This is a genomic window from Paracoccus sp. ME4 (genome assembly GCF_046736325.1).
Classification (GTDB): domain Bacteria; phylum Pseudomonadota; class Alphaproteobacteria; order Rhodobacterales; family Rhodobacteraceae; genus Paracoccus.
The window spans coordinates 1,611,439-1,627,648 of record NZ_CP151276.1; the positions used below are offsets into that span (position 1 = coordinate 1,611,439).

The 16,210-nt window shown below is 71.3% G+C and carries 15 protein-coding genes and 1 tRNA gene; 5 read left to right on the forward strand and 11 right to left on the reverse strand.

The window, feature by feature from the left end:
* The first annotated feature begins 1 nt into the window (after position 1).
* Positions 2–1,852, forward strand: a complete 1,851-nt coding sequence (locus tag AACG61_RS08250; protein WP_411836662.1) for an ABC transporter ATP-binding protein — start codon at positions 2–4, stop codon at positions 1,850–1,852.
* On the opposite strand, the gene AACG61_RS08255 is transcribed toward AACG61_RS08250, so the two are convergent.
* Together AACG61_RS08255 and AACG61_RS08260 are read right to left on the reverse strand one after the other, a co-directional pair.
* Entirely contained in the window at positions 1,849–3,225 is a 1,377-nt protein-coding gene (locus AACG61_RS08255) for a GntP family permease (protein ID WP_411836663.1), read from the reverse strand. The two genes, AACG61_RS08250 and AACG61_RS08255, sit on opposite strands and share 4 nt — an antisense overlap.
* A 91-nt stretch (positions 3,226–3,316) precedes the next feature.
* Positions 3,317–3,393, reverse strand: a tRNA-His gene (locus tag AACG61_RS08260).
* Positions 3,394–3,494: 101 nt separating this feature from the next.
* Here AACG61_RS08260 and AACG61_RS08265 point away from each other — a divergent pair.
* The gene (locus AACG61_RS08265; RefSeq protein WP_411836664.1) at positions 3,495–3,704 is read left to right on the forward strand and encodes a DUF6324 family protein; all 210 of its coding nucleotides are present in this window, start codon (positions 3,495–3,497) and stop codon (positions 3,702–3,704) included.
* Here AACG61_RS08265 and AACG61_RS08270 read toward each other — a convergent pair.
* The gene (locus AACG61_RS08270; protein ID WP_411836665.1) at positions 3,685–4,146 is read right to left on the reverse strand and encodes an MmcB family DNA repair protein; all 462 of its coding nucleotides are present in this window, start codon (positions 4,144–4,146) and stop codon (positions 3,685–3,687) included. The genes AACG61_RS08265 and AACG61_RS08270 overlap by 20 nt on opposite strands.
* A gap of 99 nt (positions 4,147–4,245) precedes the next feature.
* Between AACG61_RS08270 and AACG61_RS08275 the strand changes: the two genes are divergently transcribed.
* Entirely contained in the window at positions 4,246–4,593 is a 348-nt protein-coding gene (locus tag AACG61_RS08275) for a RidA family protein (RefSeq protein WP_411836666.1), read from the forward strand.
* Here AACG61_RS08275 and lpxB read toward each other — a convergent pair.
* The 8 genes from lpxB to AACG61_RS08315 all read right to left on the reverse strand — a co-directional run bounded on the left by lpxB (position 4,577) and on the right by AACG61_RS08315 (position 14,688).
* Positions 4,577–5,731, reverse strand: a complete 1,155-nt coding sequence (gene lpxB / locus AACG61_RS08280) for a lipid-A-disaccharide synthase (protein ID WP_411836667.1) — start codon at positions 5,729–5,731, stop codon at positions 4,577–4,579. The genes AACG61_RS08275 and lpxB overlap by 17 nt on opposite strands.
* Positions 5,732–5,812: 81 nt before the next feature.
* On the reverse strand, positions 5,813–6,616 hold the full coding sequence (locus AACG61_RS08285; RefSeq protein WP_411836668.1) for an LpxI family protein: 804 nt from the start codon (positions 6,614–6,616) through the stop codon (positions 5,813–5,815).
* On the reverse strand, positions 6,613–7,401 hold the full coding sequence (gene lpxA / locus AACG61_RS08290; protein ID WP_411836669.1) for an acyl-ACP--UDP-N-acetylglucosamine O-acyltransferase: 789 nt from the start codon (positions 7,399–7,401) through the stop codon (positions 6,613–6,615). The genes AACG61_RS08285 and lpxA overlap by 4 nt, the downstream gene beginning before the upstream one ends.
* Positions 7,394–7,870 (reverse strand): 3-hydroxyacyl-ACP dehydratase FabZ, encoded by a 477-nt coding sequence (gene fabZ, locus AACG61_RS08295; RefSeq protein WP_411836670.1) that lies wholly within the window; start codon positions 7,868–7,870, stop codon positions 7,394–7,396. The genes lpxA and fabZ overlap by 8 nt, the downstream gene beginning before the upstream one ends.
* 83 nt (positions 7,871–7,953) lie before the next feature.
* Positions 7,954–10,035 (reverse strand): hypothetical protein, encoded by a 2,082-nt coding sequence (locus tag AACG61_RS08300; RefSeq protein WP_411836671.1) that lies wholly within the window; start codon positions 10,033–10,035, stop codon positions 7,954–7,956.
* A complete protein-coding gene (locus tag AACG61_RS08305; protein ID WP_411836672.1) occupies positions 10,032–12,794 on the reverse strand; it encodes a DUF4159 domain-containing protein in 2,763 nt (920 codons plus the stop codon). Before AACG61_RS08305 ends, AACG61_RS08300 begins: the two co-directional genes overlap by 4 nt.
* The gene (locus AACG61_RS08310) at positions 12,794–13,684 is read right to left on the reverse strand and encodes a DUF58 domain-containing protein (protein ID WP_411836673.1); all 891 of its coding nucleotides are present in this window, start codon (positions 13,682–13,684) and stop codon (positions 12,794–12,796) included. The genes AACG61_RS08305 and AACG61_RS08310 overlap by 1 nt, the downstream gene beginning before the upstream one ends.
* Positions 13,681–14,688 (reverse strand): AAA family ATPase, encoded by a 1,008-nt coding sequence (locus AACG61_RS08315; protein ID WP_411836674.1) that lies wholly within the window; start codon positions 14,686–14,688, stop codon positions 13,681–13,683. The genes AACG61_RS08310 and AACG61_RS08315 overlap by 4 nt, the downstream gene beginning before the upstream one ends.
* A 63-nt stretch (positions 14,689–14,751) precedes the next feature.
* On the opposite strand from AACG61_RS08315, the gene AACG61_RS08320 reads away from it, so the two are divergent.
* Together AACG61_RS08320 and AACG61_RS08325 are read left to right on the forward strand one after the other, a co-directional pair.
* Positions 14,752–15,297 (forward strand): DUF1285 domain-containing protein, encoded by a 546-nt coding sequence (locus tag AACG61_RS08320; protein WP_411836675.1) that lies wholly within the window; start codon positions 14,752–14,754, stop codon positions 15,295–15,297.
* Positions 15,297–16,067 carry a hydroxypyruvate isomerase family protein gene (locus tag AACG61_RS08325; RefSeq protein ID WP_411836676.1) on the forward strand — a complete coding sequence of 257 codons (771 nt, stop codon included), beginning with the start codon at positions 15,297–15,299 and terminating at the stop codon, positions 16,065–16,067. The genes AACG61_RS08320 and AACG61_RS08325 overlap by 1 nt, the downstream gene beginning before the upstream one ends.
* The last annotated feature ends 143 nt before the right edge of the window (positions 16,068–16,210 follow it).

Consider the following 16,210-nt stretch of genomic DNA (forward strand, 5'->3'; position numbering starts at 1 on the left):
GATGCCGCCCGACGCGCCCGCATCCCCCGATTATGCGGCGCGTTGGGCGGCGCTGAAGAACATCCCGCCCTTCTTGGTCATGGTCTGGCGGGCCAGCCCCGCGCTGACGCTGGCCATGGTGGCGCTGCGCCTGATGCGGGCGCTGATGCCGGTCGCGATGCTGTGGGTGGGCAAGCTGATCATCGACCAGGTCGTGGCCCTGTCGGCCGCGGGCGGGCCCGACACGCTGGTGGGCTGGTGGGACAGCGGGCTGGCGCATCCGCTGATCGGGCTGGTGGCGCTGGAACTGGCGCTGGCGATCGCGCAGGACGTGCTGGGGCGGTTGGTCGCCTATGTCGATGCGCTGCTGCAGGAGAAGCTGGTCATCGACATCTCGATCCGGCTGATGGATCACGCGGCGGATCTGGACCTGGCCTCCTTCGAGGATGCCAGCTTTCAGGACCGCCTGGACCGCGCGCGGCGTCAGACAATGGGGCGCATCCCCTTGCTGAACCAGCTGATGCAGCAGATGCAAGACAGCGTCACCGTCATCAGCTTTGGCGTGGGTCTGGTGGTCTACAATCCGTGGCTGGTGGTGCTTCTGGCGCTGGCGCTGATCCCGTCCCTGATGGGAGAGATGCATTTCAACGCCCGCACCTATGCGCTGAACCACGCCCGCGCCGCAGACCGGCGCGAACGCGACTATCTGCGCATGATCGCAGCCACCGCCGAGACCGCGAAAGAGGTCAAGATCTTCAGCCTAAGCCCGTGGCTGCGCGACAGATACCTGACCCTGGCCCGGCGGTTCTACCTGGAGAACCGGGTGATCCAGCGCCGCCAGCTGTCGGTGATGGCGGTGCTGACCGCGCTTGGCACGCTGGCCTATTACGCGGCGTTCCTGTGGATCATCGCGCGGACCCTGACGGGGCAGCTGTCCATCGGCGATCTGACCTTCCTGTCGGGCAGTTTCCTGCGCCTGCGTGGGTTGCTGGAGGGGCTGCTGTCCGGGTTCTCCAGCATGGCGGGTCAGGCGATGTATCTGGACGATCTGTTCGACTTCTTCACCGCCGTCCCGGCCATTGCCAGTCCTGCCGACCCGCTGCCGGTGCCGATGCCCATCAGGCAGGGGTTCCGGTTCGAGAATGTGGGTTTCCGCTATCCGGGGCGCGACGATTGGGCGATCCGCGGCATGACGCTGGACCTGCAGGCGGGCGAAACCGTGGCCCTGGTCGGAGAGAACGGCGCGGGCAAGACCACCATCGTCAAGCTGCTGGCGCGTCTGTATGACCCCGACGAAGGCCGCATCACGCTGGATGGGCGCGACCTGCGCGACTATGACCTGGACCAGCTGCGCGGCACCGTGGGGGTGATCTTTCAGGACTTCGTCCGCTATGCGGTGACCGCGGCCGAGAACATCGCCATCGGCCGGATCGACGCGCGCGACGACCGCCCCCGAATCGTGACGGCGGCCGAACGGTCCCTGGCCGATCAGGTCATCGCCAAGCTGCCCAAGGGCTATGACCAGATGGTCGGCAAGCGGTTCGCCCGCGGCCTGGACCTGTCGGGTGGCGAGTGGCAGAAGCTGGCCATCGCGCGCGCCTATATGCGCGATGCGCAGCTGTTGGTGCTGGACGAACCCACCGCCGCGCTGGACGCGCGGGCGGAATACGAGGTGTTCCTGCGGTTCCGCGATCTGACGCAGGGGCGGACGGCGCTGCTGATCTCTCACCGCTTCTCATCCGTGCGGATGGCGGATCGGATCATCGTGCTGGAGGGGGGCCGTGTCCAGGACCAGGGCAGCCATGCCGAACTGGTCGCCCGGCCCGGCCGCTACAAGGAGCTGTTCGAGCTGCAGGCGCAGGGGTACCGTTAAAGCACAGTCCCCAACGCGATCACCGTGATCAGCGCGATGACCGGGATCAGCACCGCGACCACGAAGATGTCGGGATAGCTTTTCCTGTGCGTCAGCCCGGTGATGGCCAGCAGCGTGATGACCGCGCCGTTATGCGGCAGCGCGTCGAACCCGCCCGAGGACAGCGCGGTGACGCGGTGCATCAGCTCCATGCTGATCCCCTGGTCGCGACCCATCGTGGCGAACTGTTCGCCAAGCGTATTCAGCGCGATGGACATGCCGCCCGAGGCCGATCCGGTGATGCCGGCCAGAACGTTCACCGCCACCGACAGCGACGCCACCGGGTTGTTCGGGAACAGGCCCAGCACCCCGTCCCGGATCAGCGCGAAGGCCGGCAGCGAGGCGATGACGGCGCCATAGCCCACCTCGGATGCGGTGTTGAAGATGGGCAGGAGCGAGCCCATCGTGCCTGCGTTCACGCTTTCCCGCAGGTCCGCGAAGCGCCGCCAATTGAGGGCAACGGCCAGCAGGATCGACGCGACTAGCGACACGATGATCGCCCAGATGCCGGCGACCGAGGACAGGGTCGTCTCGCCGTATTGCGGCTCGGCCAGATAGTCGGCGCTGATGGTCGGAAGAACAAACCAGGTCAGGATCGCGTTCAGCACGATCACCGACACGACGGGCAGGATGGCCAGCGTGAAGGGCGGCAGGTCCGCATCCTCGGGCAGGGTCGCGTCAGCGGCGGTGACGGGGTGGTCGCCGTAACCCTCGGCCCCGGCCGCACGGGCGCGCCGGTTCAGCCACATCGTGCCACCCGCCAGCATGATGATCCCGGCCAGCGTGCCCAAGACCGGCGCGGCGAAGACGTTCGTGCCGAAGAACGGCATCGGAATGGCGTTCTGGATCGCGGGCGTGCCCGGGAATGCCGTCATGGTGAAGGTGAAGGACCCGAGCGCGATGGCCGCGGGCAGCAGGCGCTTGGGGATGTCGGCGCGTCGGAACAGCGCGTTGGCGATGGGATAGACGGCAAAGGCCACCACGAACAGCGACACGCCCCCATAGGTCAGCACGCCGCAGGACAGGACCACCGCCAGCACGGCGCGGTCCGCGCCCAGCCTGTCCACGATCCACTCCGCGATCGATCGCGCGGCGCCGCTGTCGGCCATGACCTTGCCGAAGATCGCGCCCAGCAGGAACAGCGGGAAATAGGTGATGACGTAGCCGCCAAGCGACGCCATGAAGACCTGCGTGTAGGTCGCAAGGATCGGCAGGTCGCCCGACATCAGCACGGCCAGCAGCGCCAGCGCCGGTGCCAGGATCAGCACGTTGATGCCCCGATAGGCCAGATACATCAGCAGGATCAGTGACAGAAGGATACCGATCAGACCCATGGCACACGCCTCCCCGTTGTGGACGGCGCCATGGTTTCAGGCCAGGCGGGCGGACGCAAGATGCTGCGGTGCAGAAAAGTTCGGAGGGTGGTGGTACCGCCTCCCCGGCTTGAACGGGGGACCTCTAGATCCACAATCTAGCGCTCTAACCAACTGAGCTAAGGCGGCACAGGGCGGTTCTTTAGACCCGGTCGGGGCGCGATGCAAGCCCCGCTTGCCGCGAAATCGGCATCGGGATAGAGAAAGTTTCACAGCGAAAGGATCAGGCCATGGGCATCAACAGCGAAAGCGACATCACCGCGAACATCCAGATCGGCCCGACCGACCTGGGCATGGTCCGCATCTATGTCCAGGGCGAGGGTGTGGACCTGCCGATGGATTTCGACCCCGAGGAGGCCATCGAGATCGCCGAAGAGCTGATGGCTGCCGCAGAGGCCGCCCGCGGCATGGGCGCCAAGCCTAAGAAGCCCCGGCGATAAGCGCCTCGGGGTCGCACAGCACCTGCAGGCGCAGCGCCGCCGCGCGGGCGAAGTCGCGCTGCACCTTGGTGCGGCGCGGCCCGGACAGGCGGTGTTCGGGGGCCATGCGGGTGATCTCGGCGCCGAAGGCATCGGCATGGATCAGGCCCGTGTCCTCGGGCAGCAGGTCCACCGGGAAATCCCCGTCCACCGCCCAGAAATAGCGGTCGCACCAGTCAAGATAGCCCTGCCACTTGCGGTCGGCGCGGAAATCGGCGCGGCCGCTCTTGCATTCGACGACCCACAGCTCGCCCTTGGGGCCGAGGCTGATCAGGTCGACGCGCAGGCCCCGCACCGGCGTGAATTCGGTCAGCACCGCATGATCCAGGCTGCGCAGCAGGCGGCCCGTGCCGCGCGCAAGGCGCTGGCCGGGCATGACGGGCAAGGGGCTGAGGTCGGACATGGCCGCAGGATAGAACGCAAGCGGAACGTCCGCAACCCGCCTTGCCGCCCCCGCCCCCCGCGTATAGCGTCGCCGCGCATATCGCCAAAGGAGAGCAACATGAGCGACATCAAGCGCCTGGAAACCGGTCCCCGCATGAGCCAGGCGGTCATCGCCAACGGCTTCGTCTTCCTGGCGGGCCAGGTCGGAGAGCCGGGCACCCCGGTCGCGGACCAGACGCGCGCCGTGCTGTCGCAGATCGACGCGCTGCTGGCGCAGGCCGGGACCGACAAGACGCGCATCGTCTCGGCCCAGATCTGGATGGCCGACATGGCCGATTTCGCCGAGATGAACGCGGTCTGGGATGCCTGGGTGCCGCAGGGCCACACCCCCGCCCGCGCGACCGGCGAATCGGCGCTGGCGACCCCGGACTACAAGGTCGAGATCATCGTCACCGCGGTGCTGTGATCGCGTGAAGAACCGAGCGCGCCGCGCGCAGGCCCGGCGCCTCTCCCCCCTTGCCCAAGCGGTCCATGGTCACGTCCATCGCGTCCAGCTGCGCCCCGCGATGGGCGCCGTTCTCCAGCGCGTCCTGAAGCGCCGCGGCCAGCGGGCCGGGCTGGCAGCGCGACCCCAGGAATTCGGGCACCGCGCGCGTGTCGCTGACCAGGTTGACCAGCGTCACGGTATCGGTGCGCAGCAGCATCCCCACGATCAGCCGTGACAGGGGTGCCATGTCATAGCCGATGACCATGGGAATGCGGTTCGCGGCCAGCTCCAGGCTGACCGTGCCCGATGCCGCCAGCGCCAGATCGGCCGCGGCAAAGGCCGCGCGCTTCTCGTCCGGTTCCTCGATCACGATGGGGGCGGTTGGCCAGCGGCGCGTCATGTCGCGGATCATTCCCGACACGCCCGGCACGGTGGGCAGCACGACCCGGACCTCGGGGACGCGGTCGCGCAGGCGGATCAGCGCCTCGTCGAAGCGCGGCCCAAGACGCGCGACCTCGCCGCGACGCGATCCGGGCAGGCACAGCACGACCGGCGCGTCGGAGGCGATGCCATGCGCGTTGCGGAACAGCTGCGCCTCGTCGGGCCCCGCCACGTCTGCGGTGGCGACCGGGTGGCCCACGAAATCGCAGGTCATGCCCGCCGCCTCCATCAGCGGCGGCTCGAAGGGCAGGATGGCCAGGACATGATCGATCACCTGCGCCATCTTCAGCGCGCGCCCCGGACGCCAGGCCCAGACCGAGGGCGCGACGTAATGCACCGTGCGCAGGTCGGGCCGCTGCGCCCGGACCAGCCGCGCGACGCGCAGGCCGAAATCGGGGCTGTCGATGGTGATCAGCACGTCGGGGGCGGCGTCGATCACCGCCTGCGCGGTCTGGGCGATGCGCCGCTTCAGCTGGCGGTACTTGGGCAGCACCTCCCAGATGCCCATGACGGACAGCTCGTCCATGGGAAACAGGCTCTCCAGCCCCCGCGGCGTCATGGCTGGGCCGCCGACGCCCAGGAAGCGCGCCTCGGGATCGAGCATGCGCAGCCCGTCCATCAGCGCCGCGCCCAGCTGGTCGCCCGACGCCTCGCCCGCGATCAGGAAATACCGCATGCCGTTCCTCTGTGCTGTGGCCCCGTCATGGTGCGTGTCCCGCCTGGTCCGGGCAAGGCCCATTCGCCTGTGCGCGCCGGCTCAGGCGCCGGCTGCCCAAAGGAACAGCCCGGCCGCCTCGGCGCGCCGCACCGCCTCCTCGCGTTCCAGCAGGATGACCTGCCCCGCGGCCCAGGCAATGCCCGCCAGACCGGCAGCCGCGGCCTGATCGACGCTGTCCGGCCCCAGGGTCGGCAGGTCGATGCGCAGGTCCTGTCCCGGTTTCGGCGCCTTGTAGAGGACGCCCCGCGCCCCGTCGGGATTCGGGCGCAGTCCGGCGTGGCGTCCGGCAAAGTCCAGCATGGCCTGCGTGCCGGGCAGCGTCTCCAGCGCAAGGCACAGGCCCTGCGCGACGACCGCGCCCTGCCCCAAGTCCAGCGGCCCGGTCGCCGCCAGGATCTCGGCGGCACGCGCCACGTCACGCTTGTCATGAGCGGACGGCGCGCCGGTCAGGATGCCCTCGCCGGGCACCAGACCGGGCGCGATTTCCGTGACAGAACAAATGTTCAGGTCGTTTTCCTCGAAGATGTCGAGGACCGCGCGCAGGGCCGCGTCATCGCCCGACTGCATCGCCATGAGAATGCGCGGCACCAGCTGCGCCGTGCGCGCATCGAAGGCCTCGGGGTCCAGACGCGGACGACGGATCGCCCCGGCGAAAACGACACGGGTCACGCCCTGGTCATGCAGCTCGTCCAGGAAAGGTATCAGGCGCTCCAGCCGGAACGGGGTCGCCTCCAGGCCCTCGGGGGCGAACCCTTCCAGCGCGAAGACCAGCGGTGCGTCCACGCTGGCGGCCACGGCAGGGGCCAGCGCGCCGCGCCCGGCGATGATGGCAATGCGGCTCATTCCGGTCGCGGCGCCAGAAAGCTGCGGTCGGACGGGCCGAGGATGAAGTCCAGCACGTCGCGCTCCATCGTGGTGACCGATCCGTCGGCGCGCTGCCGGGCAGCGTCGCGGAACGACCCGCGACCCAGGGCGCCCAGCAGATCGCGCAGCGCCGCGATGTCGGCGCGGCTGGCGCCCCGGCGGCGCAGACCGACCAGGTTCAGCCCGTCCAGATGCCCGCGCGGCCCCTGAACCAGGCCATAGGGGATCACGTCCGCCGTCACCATGGTCACCGCGCCGATCATGGCGCCGCGCCCGATGCGCACCCATTGATGCACCCCGGAGAGGCCGCCCACGATCACGTCGTCCTCCAGCACGCAATGGCCGGCGATGGCCACGCTGTTGGCCAGGATCACCCGGTCGCCGATGCGGCAGTCGTGGCCCACATGGCTGGAAGCCATGAACAATCCGTCATCGCCCACGCGGGTCAGCCCGCCGCCGCCCGCCGTGCCGGGGTTCATGGTCACATATTCGCGGATGCGGTTGCGCGCGCCGATCTCCAGGCGCACGTCCTCGCCCCTGAATTTCAGGTCCTGGGGGACCTCGCCGATGCTGGCGAAGGGAAAGACGGTCGTTTCTTCGCCGATCGACGTGTCGCCCGAGACGACGACATGCGATTTCAGCTCCACCCCGTCATCCAGCCGGACGCGGGGTCCGACCACGCAAAACGGCCCGATGCGGACCCCGGTGCCGATCGTGGCGCCCGGTTCGATCACGGCCGTGGGGTGGATCAGCGCGTCAGCCATCCTTGCGGGCCATCATCGCGGTGTATTCCGCCGAGGCACACAGCTGTCCGTCGACCATGGCGCGGCCCTCGAACTTCCAGATCTTGCCGCCGCCGCGGATCGCGCGGCAATGCAGCTCCAGCACGTCGCCCGGCACGACCATGCGGCGGAACTTGCAATTGTCGATGCCCATGAAATAGGTCAGCATCTCCTCATCGACGACGTTCATGCTGATGCCCACGACGACCGCCGCGGTCTGGGCCATCGCCTCGATGATGGTGACGCCCGGCATGACCGGCTGGTTCGGGAAATGCCCCTGGAAATGCGGCTCGTTCGCGGTGACGTTCTTGATGCCCACGGCGCTTTCGAACGGCACGATGTCGCGCACCTTGTCGATGAAGAGGAAAGGATAGCGGTGCGGGATGATCCGCTTGATCAGCGACAGGTCGGCCTCGGTATAGGGGGCGGGATTGCGCGTGTCGTCAGCCATTTGCGTTCCTTGAGACGGTTTGGTTCGGGTTACCAACCGGGGGGGCGGATGGCAAGCGGACAGGCGGGCCTGCGGGCGGGCGGTCAGGCGGGACGCCGCCGCCCCTCGGCCAGCCAGCCGGTCAGGATCAGCCCCGCGACCAGCGCCAGCCACGCCCAGCCCGGCAGCAGCGGCCTGCGGTCCAGCCCGGTCACGGTCGCGGCATCGCGCGGCGTCACGCCGATCCACGGCCCCGACAGCGCGGTACCGCTGGCGGCGCGTCCGGCGCGGATCTGGCGCAGGTCGGGCACGCCCTCCGACAGGCGCAGGACCGACCCGCCCGACGCCTCGACCAGCGGCGCGATCAGGGGTGCGTCGGCGACCGTCTCCTCGAATTCGCGTGGCGCCGCGGGGCCAAGCGCCATGACGCGGGCCATGTCCCCGTCGGCCAGCCGGTAGAGGCCAGGCTCGGGCGCGGTCCAGTCCGCGACGAAGCGGCCCGGACCGTCCGCCGCCAACGGCAGTTCGGTCACGCTTCCGTCGGGCGCGGTGATGCGCAGCGGCCCGGCCGCGTCGCGCATGGTGCGCCGCACGAAGCGCACGTCCAGCCCGTCGCGGATCTCGGTCAGCAGGGCCTCCTCCTCCAGCTCCGGCTCCTTCATCGACCAATGCGCGATGCGGCGCAGCAGCTCCAGCTGCGGCCCGCCCCCCTCGAAGCCGCGCCCCCAGAGCCAGACCTGGTCCGAGGTCATCAGCGCCACCCGCCCCTCGCCCACCCGGTCCAGGATCAGCAGCGGCTGATCCTGCGCGCCGGTCATCGCCACCTGCGCGTCGCCCGTGGGCGTCACCTGCGCCATGCGCAGCCAGCGGCCCCAATCGGGGTTTTCGGGGTCCGGACCGCCCAGGCCCGCGGTGACGGGATGGCGCTGCCCCTGCTCGGTCAGGCGGGGCAGGAACGGCTCCTCGATCACGCGGCCGGTGGGGCGGCCGGGCAGCACGGGGCCCAGGGGCGACAGGCTGAGGCTTTCGACCGAGGCCAGCTCGGGTCCGGCCGAGACCAGGATCGCGCCGCCCTCCTCCACGTATCGGGCGATGTTCATGTAATAGTCGGGCGGCAGGATGCCCTGCACGCTGTAGCGGTCGAAGATGATCAGGTCGAAATCGTCGATCCGTTCCAGGAACAGCTCCTGCGTGGGAAAGGCGATCAGCGACAGCTCGTTCACCGGGACGCCGTCGAACTTGTCGGGCGGGCGCAGGATGGTGAAGTGGATCAGGTCCACCGCCGCGTCGGATTTCAGCAGGTTGCGCCAGGTGCGCTCTCCGGCATGCGGCTCTCCGGAGACCAGCAGCACCCGCAGCCGGTCGCGCACCCCGTTGATGCTGACGGCGGCGGCGTTGTTGCGGTCGGTCAGCTCGCCGGGCGCGTCGTCCAGTGTGATCCGCACAACGTTCTGGCCCGCATGGGTCAGCGTGACCGGCAGGGTCAGGCTGGTGTTCAGCGGCACGGCCACGACCTGCTCGGTCTCGCCGTCCACGGACAGGCGCAGGGTCACGCTGCCCGCGGCGACTGCTTCGGGGACGGCGCCCTGATCCTCGATGCGCAGGCGGATCTGAACCTCCTGGTCGATCAGGCCGAAGGCCGGGGCCTCCTCGATCACCAGGCGGCGGTCCCAGTCCTGCGGCGCTCCGGTCAGCAGGACCTGCAGCGGCGCGGGCAGGCCCTGCGGCAGCAAAGCGGGGTCGTGCAGCCGCCCGTCGGTCAGCGCGATCACCCCGGCCAGCCGCGCCTCCGGCTCGGCCGCGACGGCGCGGGCCAGGGCGGCGCCCAGCTGGGTGCCGTCCTCGGAATCGCCCAGGGTGACGCGGCGCAGGTCGGTGCCCGGCAGCGCCTCGACCGCGGCGGTCAGTTCGGCCACCGCGCTGTCCGTCTGTTCGGGCCGGCCGGGCAGGTCCTGGCTTGCCGAACGGTCGTCCAGCAGGATCACGATGTCCGACAGGGCCGTGCGGCTGCCCAGTTCCAGCGCGGGTCCCGCCAGCGCCAGCGCCGCCGCCAGCCCCGCCAGCCCGCGCCACGCCCAGCCCCGCAGCCCGCGCCACAGAGCAAAGCCCGCGACCGCCACCGCCAGCGCCGCCAGCGCCGCGATGGCCCACCACGGCAGGGCCGGATCGAAACGGATCTGGGTCATGGGGCCAGCATCTCCTCGGTCGCCAGCCGGTCCAGCAGGGCGGGAACATGGACCTGGTCGGATTTGTAGTTCCCGGTCAGCACATACATGACCAGGTTAACACCGAAGCGGGTCGCCATCTCGCGCTGACGCTCGCCCTCCCAGCCCCGGCCGATGGGAAAGACCGGATAGCCGTCGCCGTCCACCGCCCAGGCCTCGGCCCAGGAATTGCCGCCGATGATGACCGGGCTGACCCCGTCGTTCAGCTGTCGGAAGGGCATGCCGTCCTCGGTCGCGGCGCCGACCGGCGGGGCCTCGGCCCAGACCGGATTGCCCTGCCAGCGGCCCGGAAAGTCCTGCAGCAGATAGAAGGTCCGCGTCAGGACGTGATCCTCCGGCACCGGCGCCAGGGGCGGCACGTCCAGGGGTGCCGCCAGCCGGCGCAAGGCCTGCGACATGTCCGGCCCGCCCACGCCCGCGATGTCGCCGTCGCGCGTGTCGAAGAGGATCATGCCGCCGGAGCGGAGGAAGGCGTTCAGCCGCAGATAGGCCTGTGGACCGGGCGGCACCTGCGCCTCGGTCACCGGCCAGTAGAGGAAGGTCAGCAGCGACAGGTCGTCCTGCTCCAGGTCGATGCCGATGGGCTTGCCCGGCTCGACCGAGGTGCGCGCCCTGAGCGCGGTGGACAGCCCCTGGAGCCCCTGCGCCGAGGCCCGGTCCACCGCCGCGTCGCCCGTGACCACATAGGCCAGCGCGACCTCGGCCGCGGCCCGCATCAGGTCGGGGTCCAGATCCTGCGCATCGGCGCGCGGCGCGGGCCAGAGCGCCAGCGCCAGCAGCACCGCCGCCACCGCCCCGCGCCGCCGTCCGCGCGCCAAGGCCGCCGATCCCGCCGCATCCAGCGCCAGAAGCAGCAGCGCCGCGGCCAGCAGCGCCCCCTTGAGGTCGCGCCCGGAGGAGGCCGCCACGGCCTCGATCCGCGCGCCGGGCCAGTCGGCCGCGCCGGTCACCGGCCGCACCGGGCCGCCCGCGTTCAGCGCCTGACGCCGTTCCCCGGCGGCATAGACCCCGGCCGGTCGCCCCGGCCCCGGTCCCTGCGCCAGATCGGCGGCGGGCACGGGCGACAGGCCGTCCAAGGGTGCCGGGCGGCCGAACCCGTCCAGGACCGTCTCGGGCGTCCAGAAGGGCTGGGCCTGATCGTCCGCGGCGGCTTCGGCGGGCGACAGGCGGGCGGTGGCCACCAGCCGCTCCATCATGCGCACGAACAGGCCCGACAGCGGCAGGGTGGACCATTCCGCATTGGCGGTGACATGGACCAGCACCACCTGCCCCTGGCCCAACCCGTCGCGGGTGACCAGAGGCGTGTTGTCGCTGAGCGAGGCCAACGTGCGCGCCGCCAGATCGGGCGCGGGCTGCGCCATCAGCTGCGCGCGCACGGTGACGTCCTGCGGCACCTCCAGCCCGGCAAAGGGCCCGTCGGCGGGAAAGGGCGCCAGCCCGCGCGGATCGCCCCAGGACAGCGCGCCGCCGATGTCGCGTCCGCCCTGGCGCAGCGCGACGGGCAGCAGCGGCTCCTCCAGCAGGCGGTCGAACCCGGCCATGCGCGGCCCGGCAAAGCGGATCAGCAGGCCGCCGTCGCGCACCCATTCGGTCAGTTCGGCCGTCTCGGCCAGCTGCACCTGATCGGCCAGCACGATCACGTCGGGCGCGGTGGCCAGCACGTCGCCAAGCGCGCCCTCGACCAGATCGGTCGTGGGGGCCAGGGCCTGGCGCAGATAATGGGTCTGGGCCAGAAGCTGCTGCCCCTCGGCCAGCGGATCGCCGACCAGCGCGACCTTGCGGCGGCGCACCCGGTCATCGGCCAGCACGACGGCACCGGCATGGGATTCGGCCTCGATCTGGAAGCGGGTGATGCGGTTGCGCAGCTCGGGCGGCAGGTCGATGGCCACGGGCCGGACGGAGAGGCCGTCGCGCAGCACCGCCCCGCCCGCGGTCAGGATGGCCAGGGGACGCTCGATCCCCTGCGGGTCAGGGCCGATGGCCTGGATCGCGGGGGCGGCGTCGTCTGTGGCATAGAGCGTCAGCGCCGGGGCCGGACCATCCTCCAGCGCCAGAAGGCGCAGCGGACGCGCGGGCGGCACCACGGTGACCGGGCCGCGCGCGGCCAGAGCCTCCAGCCAGGCGGCGCGGTTCGCATGATCGGTGCCGTCCGACAGCCACAGCGTCGCCAGATCCCCCTCCGGTGCATCGGCCAGCGCCGCTGCGGGATCGTCTGGCAGGCGCGTCGACCAGGCCACTGGCTGCGCCCCGCGCAGCGCGGCCAGCCAGTCGGAGGCCGGACGGAAGGTCAGCGGCCCCGGATCGCCCTGCCCGTCCGCCAGGATCAGCGCGGCGGGGCGACCGGCGGCGGCGGCCTGGGTCAGCGCGGCCTCCGCGCGGCTCTGCCGGGCGGCCCAATCGGGGGCGGCGGCAAAGCCCGCATCCATCACCACCACCAGCGGTCCGTCCGGCGCTGGCTGCACCACCGGCCGCCAGACCGGACCGGCAAAGGCCAGGATCAGCGCCGCCACCGCCGCCAGACGGATCAGCAGCAGCCACCAGGGCGTGCGCGTCGCGACCGGTGCGCGATCCGCCAGCCCGGCCAGCAGCGCGATGCCCGGAAAGACCACCCGGCGCGGCGCGGGCGGCATGGCGCGCAGGATGACCCACAGCACCGGCAGCGCGACCAGCGCCGCCAGCACCCAGGGCGCGGCAAAGCCCAGGGGGCCGAGGACCAGCATCAGCGCCCTCCCCCGCCCGGCGCCCGGCCCAAGCCCTGCCAGGCCCAGCCAAGCGCCTCGGCCGGATCGGTGTCGGTCCGGTGGGTGGCGAACAGCCAGCCCGCGCGGTCGGCCTGCCGGCGCAGCCAGTCCTGCCGTTCGGCCAGCCGCGCCTGATAGGCCGCGCGCAGACCGCCCGCATCGCGGCTGTCATGGCGCAGCGTGCCCGAGGCGCTGCGGAAATCCACCGCGCCGTCGAAGGGGAACCGCACCTCGTCCGGGTCCAGGACCTGCAGCAGCAGACCGCCGACGCCCAAGGCCGCGGCCCGGTCCAGGAATGCCGCCAGCCAGGACGGATCGGCCAGGAAATCGCCGATCAGCACGGCGCGCGTGTTCGGGCGCAGCGCCCCTGCGGGGGCATGGTCGTCGTCGCCCGCGGTCGGGGGCGCGGCCGCCAGCGCCTCGGCCAGGCGGTCGGCCTGCAGCCTGCCCGCGCGCGGCGGCTGGCCCAGAAGGCCGACCCGTTCGCCCCCCCGCAGCAGCAGCATGCCAAGCGCCAGCGTCAGGACCTGTCCGCGTTCCGCCTTGGCCGGCCGGTCGGGACCGCCCGTGAAGGCCATGCCCTGCCCGCGCGACAGCCACAGCGTCGCGGCCTGCGCGGTCTGCGCCTCGCGGTCGCGCACGAACTGCTGGTCCGAGCGGCCCGAGCGGCGCCAGTCGATGCTGCGCGCCCCGTCACCCGCCCCGGCCGGGCGATACTGCCAGAAATCCTCTCCGGGACCGGCGCGGCGCAGACCGTGCGCGCCCGGCGCGACCATCGCGGCCAGGCGTTCCGCCGACAGGACCAGCCCCGGCAGATGGGCCGCGGCCCCTTCGGCGCGTGCGCGCAGGTTCGCGGGGGTCAGGCTCATGCGGCGCGGCGGGGGGCCAGACGGTCGTCCAGCAGGCGGTCGATCACCGCATCGACCGTCTCGCCCCGCGCGCGGGCGGCGAAGGACAGCGCCATGCGGTGCCGCAGGACCGGCGCCGCCATCGCCGCCACATCGTCCAGCGTCGGCGCGAAGCGGCCGTTCAGCACCGCCCGCGCCCGCGTGACCAGCATCAGCGCCTGCGCCGCGCGCGGACCCGGCCCCCAGGTCAGCGCATCGGTGACGAAACCCGCCGCCTCGGGCGCGCCGGGACGGGCCGCGCGGACCAAGTCCAGGATCGCCTCGACCACGCTGTCGCCCACCGGCATCTGCCGGATCAGCCGCTGCGCCGCGATCAGCTGATCGGGGGTGAAGGCGCCGTGGGGCGCGTCCTCCTCCAGCCCGGTCGTGGCCAGCAGAATCTGGCGTTCCGTGTCGCGGTCGGGGTAATCGACGTCGATCTGCAGCAGGAACCGGTCCAGCTGCGCCTCGGGCAGCGGATAGGTGCCCTCCTGCTCGATTGGGTTCTGGGTGGCCAGGACGTGGAACGGGCGGCCCAGGGGGCGGTGCTGACCGCTGATGGTGACCTCGCGCTCCTGCATGGCCTGAAGCAGCGCGGATTGGGTGCGGGGGCTGGCGCGGTTGATCTCGTCGGCCATCAGGAGCTGCGTGAAGACCGGCCCCTCGATGAAGCGGAAGGCCCGGCTGCCGTCGGGGCGCGCGTCCAGCACCTCCGAGCCCAGGATGTCGGCGGGCATCAGGTCCGGCGTGAACTGGATGCGCGCGCTGTCCAGCCCCAGCACGGTCGAGAGCGTGTCGACCAGCATCGTCTTGCCCAGGCCCGGCTGCCCGACCAGCAGCGCGTGCCCACCCGCCAGGATCGCGGCCAGCACCTGCTCGACCACCGCGTGCTGCCCGACGAAGCGCCGTTCGGTGCTGGCGCGCGCATCGCCTAGCCGGGCGGCCAGCTCCTGAACCTGCTGCACCAGAATTTCGTCCGACGTCATGACAACACCCTTCCGCTGCTTTAAGGAAAGCATAGGCAGTCCTTTCAGAGGCGACCAGATCGAATGGCGGAAAACGGTGACAAAAGCGTGAACCCCGATGGCCTGGCCCGCGCCGCAGCCGAGGCCGCAGGCCGGGGTCCGGCGCCCGTGCACCTGTGGAACCCGCCCTATTGCGGAGAGATGGACCTGGTGATCCGCGCCGACGGGACCTGGGTGCATGAGGGCACCCCCATCGGTCGCCCCGGCCTAGTGCGGCTGTTCGCCGGCATCCTGAAGCGCGAGGGAGAGCGGTTCTTCCTGGTCTCTCCGGTCGAGAAGATCGGCATCCGGGTCGAGGACGCGCCCTTCCTGGCCGAGGATGCCCAGATCGCGCCCGATGCGGTCACGTTCACCACGACGGTCGGAGACCGGGTGACGGCGGGGCCGGATCATGCCATCACGGTGCGTGGGACGGCCGACGCGCCGCGCCCCTATGTCCATGTCCGTCGGGGCCTGGAGGCGCTGATCGACCGCAAGACCTTCTACCGGCTGGCGGATGCGGCGCGGATCGGCGCCGACGGGCGGGCCGTGATCCGGTCGGGGGGCCGGGACTTCGCATTGGAGCCGTGATGCCGCGCTTTGCCGCCAACCTGACGACGCTGTTCACCGAACTGCCCATGACCGACCGCTTTGCCGCCGCCGCCGACGCGGGCTTCGAGGGGGTCGAGATCCTGTTCCCCTACGACATCGCCGCGCAGGAGCTGCGTCGCGCATCGCTGGCCTCGGGGCTGGAGATCGTGCTGATCAACGCGCCCCCGCCGAACTGGGCGGGCGGTCCGCGCGGCTTTGCCGCCGTGCCGGGGCTGGAGGAGCGGTTCCGGCGCGACTTCGAACGCGCGCTGCGCGTCGCGCAGGCGTTGCGCGTGCGCCACATCCACGTCATGGCCGGCCGCGCCGAGGGCGAGCGGGCGCGCGAGACCTTCGTGGCTAACCTGGCTTGGGCTGCCCACCGCGCGCCCCATGCCAGCCTGACCATCGAGCCGGTGAACCGGACCGACATGCCGGGCTGCTTCCTGTCGGACTACGATCTGGCGGCCGATATGATCGAGCGCGTGGGCGCCCCGAACCTGGGGCTGCAGCTGGACACCTATCACGCCCAGCAGATCACCGGCGACGTGCCGGGCTGCTGGCGCAAGGTCGCGCCGCTGGTGCGCCACGTCCAGATCGGCGGCCATCCCGGCCGGCACGAACCCGACAGCGGCCCGCTGGACTTCGCGGCCTTCGTGGCCGAGCTGGAGGCCTGGGGCTATCGCGGCTGGATCGGCGCGGAATACGCGCCCGCCCGCACAACCCATCTGGGCCTGGGCTGGCTGAAGCGTCTGCACGCCGCCTGCGGCTGAGGCCCCCGCGCGACAGTGGCGGCGTTTTCAACGGCCTGCGGGAACCGCCGCCGCATCTGACCCGTTGGCTGGCAGATGCGTCGTCCTGCCGCGCCCCTGCTGCCGGACGGTGCCCAAGCGAGAAGGGAAATGCCATGAATTCG